At 68.7% G+C, this 6,251-nt stretch carries 6 protein-coding genes; all 6 read left to right on the top strand.

All coding sequences use genetic code 11. The annotated features are described in order from the left end of the window. Positions 1-1,382 (top strand): sugar ABC transporter ATP-binding protein (locus tag CFP71_RS40365; protein ID WP_093939160.1); only part of this gene is annotated, 1,382 nt, incomplete at its 5' end. After that, on the top strand, positions 1,379-2,395 hold the full coding sequence (locus CFP71_RS40360) for an ABC transporter permease (RefSeq protein WP_093939159.1): 1,017 nt from the start codon (positions 1,379-1,381) through the stop codon (positions 2,393-2,395). The genes CFP71_RS40365 and CFP71_RS40360, both read left to right, overlap by 4 nt. 34 nt (positions 2,396-2,429) lie before the next feature. Continuing rightward, a complete protein-coding gene (locus tag CFP71_RS40355; protein ID WP_093939158.1) occupies positions 2,430-3,482 on the top strand; it encodes a substrate-binding domain-containing protein in 1,053 nt (350 codons plus the stop codon). A gap of 41 nt (positions 3,483-3,523) precedes the next feature. Then, on the top strand, positions 3,524-4,693 hold the full coding sequence (locus tag CFP71_RS40350; RefSeq protein WP_093939157.1) for a Gfo/Idh/MocA family protein: 1,170 nt from the start codon (positions 3,524-3,526) through the stop codon (positions 4,691-4,693). Positions 4,694-4,813: 120 nt separating this feature from the next. Then, positions 4,814-5,971 carry an inositol-3-phosphate synthase gene (locus CFP71_RS40345; RefSeq protein WP_093939161.1) on the top strand — a complete coding sequence of 386 codons (1,158 nt, stop codon included), beginning with the start codon at positions 4,814-4,816 and terminating at the stop codon, positions 5,969-5,971. A gap of 11 nt (positions 5,972-5,982) precedes the next feature. Beyond that, on the top strand, positions 5,983-6,251 hold a 269-nt coding region (locus CFP71_RS40340; protein WP_167406451.1), incomplete at its 3' end, for a UbiA family prenyltransferase.

The following is a 6,251-nucleotide window of genomic DNA, read 5'->3' as shown; positions in this document are numbered from 1 at the left end:
GCAAGTCCACGCTGATCAAGACGCTCGCCGGGGCCCACCGTCCCGACGGCGGTGAGATCTTCTGGCAGGGCGAGCCGGTCACGCTGCCTTCGCCGGTCGCCGCGCTGAAGATCGGCATCGCGACCATGTACCAGGAACTCGACCTGGTGCCCGGACTTTCCGTCGCGGACAACATCTTCCTGGGCCGCGAGCGCGCGACGTTCGGGTTCACGCGGATCAGCGAGTCCCGGAACAAGGCCGCCAAGCTGATGGCCCGGCTCGGGCATCCCGAGATCACGCCGTCGACCGAGGTCGGCAAGCTGTCCGCGGCCGGGCAGCAGCTGGTCTCGATGGCGCGGGCGCTCGCGTACGACGCGAAACTGCTGGTGATGGACGAGCCCACCGCGGCGCTGGCGGGCGAAGAGGTCGACAACCTGTTCCGCATCGTCGGCGAGCTGACCGCCGAGGGCGTCGCGATCATCTACATCTCCCACCGGCTCGAAGAACTGCGCCGGATCGGGCACCGCGTCACCGTGCTCAAGGACGGCAAGACCGTCTCCACCGGCCTGGACGCCAAGGAGACGCCGACCTCCGACCTCGTCGCGCTGATGGCGGGACGCAAGGTCGAGACCGTGTTCGGCCCGCGCCACCAGGAACACGTGGACGCGAGCAACGAGGTCCTCAAGGTGGAGAACCTGACCACCGTCGGCGAATTCGAGAACGTGAACTTCACCGTGCACGCCGGTGAGGTCGTCGGGATCGCGGGTCTCGTCGGCTCGGGGCGCAGCGAGCTGCTGGAGACGATCTTCGGCGCGCGCAAGCAGGACGCGGGTTCGGTGTCGGTCGACGGCGAACCGGTCCGGCCGGGCAGCGTGTCCGCGGCGGTCAAGGCGGGCATCGGCCTGGCACCGGAGGAACGCAAGAGCCAGGGACTCCTGCTGGACCTGCCCGTCGTGCACAACGTGACCCTGGCGAGCCTGGGCAAATACGCGACGTTCGGCTTCACCGAGCGGGGCAAGGAACTCGACGACGCCGGGGAAAGCCTGCGGCGCCTCGATCTCCGGCCCGCCGACCCGCACCGGATCATCCGCACGCTCTCGGGCGGCAACCAGCAGAAGGCGGTGCTCGCCCGCTGGCTGGTGCGTGGCTGCCGGGTCCTGCTGCTGGACGAGCCGACGCGCGGGGTCGACGTCGGCGCGCGGGCCGAGCTGTACCGGCTGATCGAGGAACTGGCCGCGACCGGTGTCGCGATCGTGCTCGTCAGCAGCGAGATCCCCGAAGTACTCGGACTGTCCGACCGGGTGCTGGTGCTGCGTGAAGGACGTGTCCTGGCTGAAAAGCCGTCTGCGGAGCTGACAGAGGCGGATGTGCTCGACGTGATTCTCGAAGGGAGTGCGGCGTGACCGACCAAGCCGAGTCGGTGCGTACGGAAGCCGCCGTGGAAACCGTGCCACCCAAGAAGAACGGATTCAAGTTCACCGCCGACCCCCGGTTGCTCGGGCTGACCGGGGTGCTGGTGATCCTGTGCGTGGTCGGCCAGGTCACCCGGCCCGACCAGTTCTTCACCGACGGCAACATCTCCACGATCCTGCGCCTGGCCGCGGCGATCGGGGTGGTCAGCGTCGGGATGACGTTCGTCATCATCGCCGGGGGCATCGACCTCTCGGTCGGGTCGATCGTGGCGCTCTCCAGTGTCTGGCTGACCACGTTGGCCACCCAGTCCTACGGCCCCTGGGTGATGATCCTTTGTGGACTCCTGGTCGGTCTCGGCTGCGGGCTGGTCAACGGGATCCTGGTGTCCTACGGGAAGATCGTGCCGTTCATCGCGACACTGGCGATGTACGTCTCGGCCCGCGGGCTCGCGGAACGCATCAGCGGCCGCCGCACGCAGGTGGTGTCGGACGCGGGCTTCCTCGAGTTCTTCCGCGGCGACCTGCTCGGCGTCCCGGTGCTGATCTGGATGTTCGCGCTGGTGTTCGCCGTCGGCTGGGTGGTGCTGAACCGCACCACGTTCGGCCGCCGCACCTTCGCCGTCGGCGGCAACGCCGAGGCGTCGCGGCTGGCGGGCATCAACGTCAAGCGCCACACCGCACTCGTCTACGGCGTCGCCGGTCTGTGCTGCGGCATCGCCGCGCTGATGGTCGTCGCCCGCACCACCGCGGGCGCCTCGACCAACGGCATGCTCTACGAACTCGACGCGATCGCGGCGGTCGTCATCGGCGGCACCCTGCTCACCGGCGGCCGCGGCTCGCTCATCGGCACCCTGATCGGCGTGCTGATCTTCACCGTGCTGTCCAACATCTTCACGCTCAACAACCTGGACACCGACATCCAGAACATCGCCAAAGGCGTGATCATCGTGCTGGCCGCGCTGCTCCAGTTCCGCTCCGTGAAGAAAACCAAGACGAGTACCTAGTGGTCACCCCCGTCACCGTGGATGGAGAGTCGTCATGACCGAACAATCCCTGCACCGCCGCCGTTTCCTGCTGGGAGGCGCGGCCGTCGGAGCGGGTGCGCTGCTGACCGCGTGCACCTCGAACGAGGCACCGGCGCAGAACAACGCGGCCAACGTGGCCAACGCCGGGGCCAACTCGCAGCCCGGAACCCCGGTCACCATCGGGTTCTCGGCGCCCGCCGCGGACCACGGCTGGATGGCGGCCATCACCAAGAACGCCCGCGCGCAGGCGCAGAAGTTCAGTGAGGTCACGCTCAACGCGACCGAGGGCACCAACGACGTCAACCAGCAGATCTCCCAGGTGGAGACGCTGATCAACGCCAAGGTCAACGTCCTGGTGATCCTGCCGTTCGATGGCAAGGCGCTGACCGCGGTCGGCCAGCAGGCGATGGACGCCGGCATCCAGGTGATCAACCTGGACCGGGTCTTCGACACCCCGCTCGCGTACCGCACCTGGATCGGTGGCGACAACTACCGCATGGGTGTCAACGCGGGCAACTACATCGCCCAGCAGATGAAGGCGAAGAACATCGCCAGCCCGGTGATCGGCGAGGTCGCCGGCATCGACTCGCTGCCGCTGACCCAGGAACGCAGCAAGGGCTTCAAGGACGCGTTGGCCCGTCAGGGTTTCGCCGTCGGCCCCCGCGTCTCGGCGGAGTTCACCCCGGAGTCGGGCGAGAAGCAGACGTCGAACCTGCTGCAGTCGGCGTCCAAATTGGACGCTCTGTGGAACCACGACGACGATCAGGGGGTCGGCGTCATCGCGGCGATCAACAACGCCAACCGCAAGAACTTCCTGATGGTCGGCGGCGCCGGTTCGAAGAACGCGATGAACCTGATCAAGTCCGACGCCGAACCGCTGAAGGCGACGGTGCTCTACAGCCCGTCGATGGCGTCTTCGGCGATCTCGCTCGCGCGTCTGCTCGGCCAGGGCAAGGGCGCCGGTGACTTCGCCGAGCACGAGATCCCCGCCGAGATCACCACGTACTCCGCGGTGGTCACCAAGGAGAACGTCGACAAGTACATGGACGTCGGCTTCGACTCGTAAGACCTGCGTACCCGACACACGCACGCTTATCTAGGAGGGGCATGAGCACGGCAAAGGAAACGATCGGGATCGGCATGGTGGGCCACGCGTTCATGGGTGCGGTGCATTCGCACGCGTGGCGCAGTGTGCACCGGTTCTTCACGCCACCGCTGATCCCGAGACTCGCCGTGCTCGGCGGCCGTGACGAGGTGCGGGCGAAGGCCGCGGCGGAGCGGTTCGGCTGGGAAGACGTCGAGACGGATTGGCGTGCGCTGATCGCCCGCGACGACGTCGACCTGGTCGACATCTGCACGCCGGGCGACAGCCACGCCGAGATCGCGATCGCCGCGCTCGAAGCCGGAAAGCACGTGCTGTGCGAGAAACCGCTGGCCAACACCCTCGCGGAAGCCGAAGCGATGGCCGAGGCGGCGGCGAAGGCGCGGGCGAACGGCGTCCGGTCCATGGTGGCGTTCAACTACCGCCGGGTGCCCGCGCTCGCGCATGCCAGGGAACTGGTGGCGAGCGGGGCGCTCGGGGAGATCCGCCATGTGCGGACGGTGTACCTGCAGGACTGGCTGTCTGACCCGGCCTCGCCGATGACCTGGCGGCTGCACAAGGAAAAGGCGGGCTCGGGCGCGCTGGGCGATCTCGGCGCGCACATCGTCGACGCCGCCCAGTTCGTCACCGGCGAGACGATCACCGGGGTTTCCGCGCTGACCAACACCTTCGTCAAGGAGCGGCCGGACGGCGACGGCGGCACCGGACAGGTCACGGTCGACGACACCGCGCTGTTCCTCGGCCGGTTCAGCGGCGGGGCTGTGGCGAGTTTCGAGGCGACCCGGTTCGCGCTGGGCCGCAAGAACGCGATGCGGCTGGAGATCAACGGATCGAAGGCGAGCCTCGCGTTCGACTTCGAGTCGATGAACGAACTGTCCTTCTTCGACGGCGGCCAGCCCGCCACCGAGGCCGGGTTCCGCCGGATCCTGGTCACCGAACCCGAGCATCCGTACGTCGGGGTGTGGTGGCCGCCGGGGCATCTCCTCGGCTACGAGCACACCTTCACCAACGAGGTCGCCGATCTGCTCACCGCGATCGGCGACGGCACGGATCCCGAGCCGTCCTTCGAGGACGGGTTGAGGGTTCAGCAGGTCCTGGACGCGGTCGAGCGCAGTGCGTCCGACGAGGCGCGATGGACCGCTGTACCCGGTGTGACCACGAAGGGAAGTAGCTGAGAAGTAGTTCCAGCCGAAAGTCGCATGGACGGAGAACACCGCGACTTGGTTCGATCCGAAACGTCCGACCATCCGAACACAAACGCCGTTGGACTTTTCGGGTTGGGAAAGGTGGAGGAAATGCCTGCTCAGGAACGCACGGGCATCTGGTTGATCGGGGCGAGGGGGTCTGTCGCCACCACCGCCGCGGTGGGGCTGCTGGCGCTGCGCGCGGGGGTGACGGGCGGAGGCGGCTGTGTCAGCGAACTGCCCGCCTTCGCGGAGGTTCCGTTGCCTGGCTGGGATGATCTGGTCCTCGGTGGGCACGACATCGTGCACACCCCGCTGGAGAAGCGCGCCGAACAGCTGGCCCACGCCGGCGTGTTCGGGCACTCGGTGTTCTCGGCGGTCCGGTCCGGGCTGGCCGAAGTGGACGCCGAGATCCGCGACGGCTACCACCCGGCGACGCATACGGGTGCCCAGGCCGACGCGGCCGCCCGGCTCACGGCGGACATCCGAGCTTTCGCCGACCGGCACGACCTCGCGCGGGTCGTGGTCGTGAACGTTTCCTCCACCGAGGCCCCGTGCCCCCACCTGCCCGAACACGAAGATCTCGACGCACTGGAAGCGGCACTGGCCGACCCCGCCCGGGCGGTGCTGCCCTCCAGTTCCCTGTCCGCCTACGCGGCTCTGAAGGCGGGGAGCCCGTACGTCGAGTTCACGCCGTCGGCCGGGATCACGTTGCCCGCGCTGCGGAAGCTCGCCGAGCGGGAAGGCCTGCCGTACGCGGGTTGCGACGGCAAGACCGGCGAGACCCTGCTCCGCACCGTCCTCGCGCCGATGTTCAGCGCGCGGGCGCTGAAGGTCCGCTCCTGGGCGGGCACCAACCTGCTCGGCGGCGGCGACGGCGAGACCCTCGCCGACCCGGTGACCGCGAACAGCAAGCTGGAATCCAAGGCCCGCGGGCTCGCCGCGTTGCTCGGCGACGACGTCACCGCGCCGCTGCACATCGACAACGTGCCGGACCTCGGGGAGATCAAGACCGCGTGGGACCACGTGTCGTTCGAGGGCTTCCTCGGCGCGCGCATGAACTTGCAGTTCACCTGGACCGGCTACGACTCCGCGCTCGCGGCGCCGCTGATCCTCGACCTCGCCCGGTTCGTCACCGCCGCGCACGCCGGCGGGCAGAGCGGCGCGCTGACCGAACTCGGGTTCTTCTTCAAGGATCCGCTGGGCAGCGACGAACACCGCTTCGCCGAGCAGACCGCTCGCCTGGTCGCCTGGGCGGGAGCCCTGTGAAGGCGCCCGCTTTGAATTCATACGTGGAACTCGTGCGGGCGCCCGCCGCGCTGACGGTGCTCGGCGACACGGTCGCCGGATCCGCCGCGGCGGGGCTCAAGATGACCGGGCGGCGCCTGCTGCTGCCGTTGTCCTCGGTCGCCTTCTACTGGGCGGGGATGGCCCTCAACGACTGGGCGGACCGGAATCTCGACGCACGAGAGCGGCCCGAGCGGCCGATCCCGTCCGGACGGGTGAGCGCGGGCGCGGCGCTCACCACCGGCGCCGCGCTGACCGCGGC

This window comes from Amycolatopsis thailandensis, from assembly GCF_002234405.1.
In the GTDB taxonomy this organism is placed as follows: Bacteria; Actinomycetota; Actinomycetes; order Mycobacteriales; family Pseudonocardiaceae; genus Amycolatopsis; species Amycolatopsis thailandensis.
The sequence above is the reverse complement of the archived record's forward strand: the minus strand, read 5'-3'. Positions and strand labels throughout refer to the sequence as shown.

Excerpts from the sequence above, each read along its gene's own strand:
- CFP71_RS40355 (WP_093939158.1), top strand. The coding sequence starts at position 2,430 with ATGACCGAACAATCCCTGCACCGCCGCCGTTTCCTGCTGGGAGGCGCG.
- CFP71_RS40350 (WP_093939157.1), top strand. The coding sequence starts at position 3,524 with ATGAGCACGGCAAAGGAAACGATCGGGATCGGCATGGTGGGCCACGCG.
- CFP71_RS40345 (WP_093939161.1), top strand. The coding sequence starts at position 4,814 with ATGCCTGCTCAGGAACGCACGGGCATCTGGTTGATCGGGGCGAGGGGG.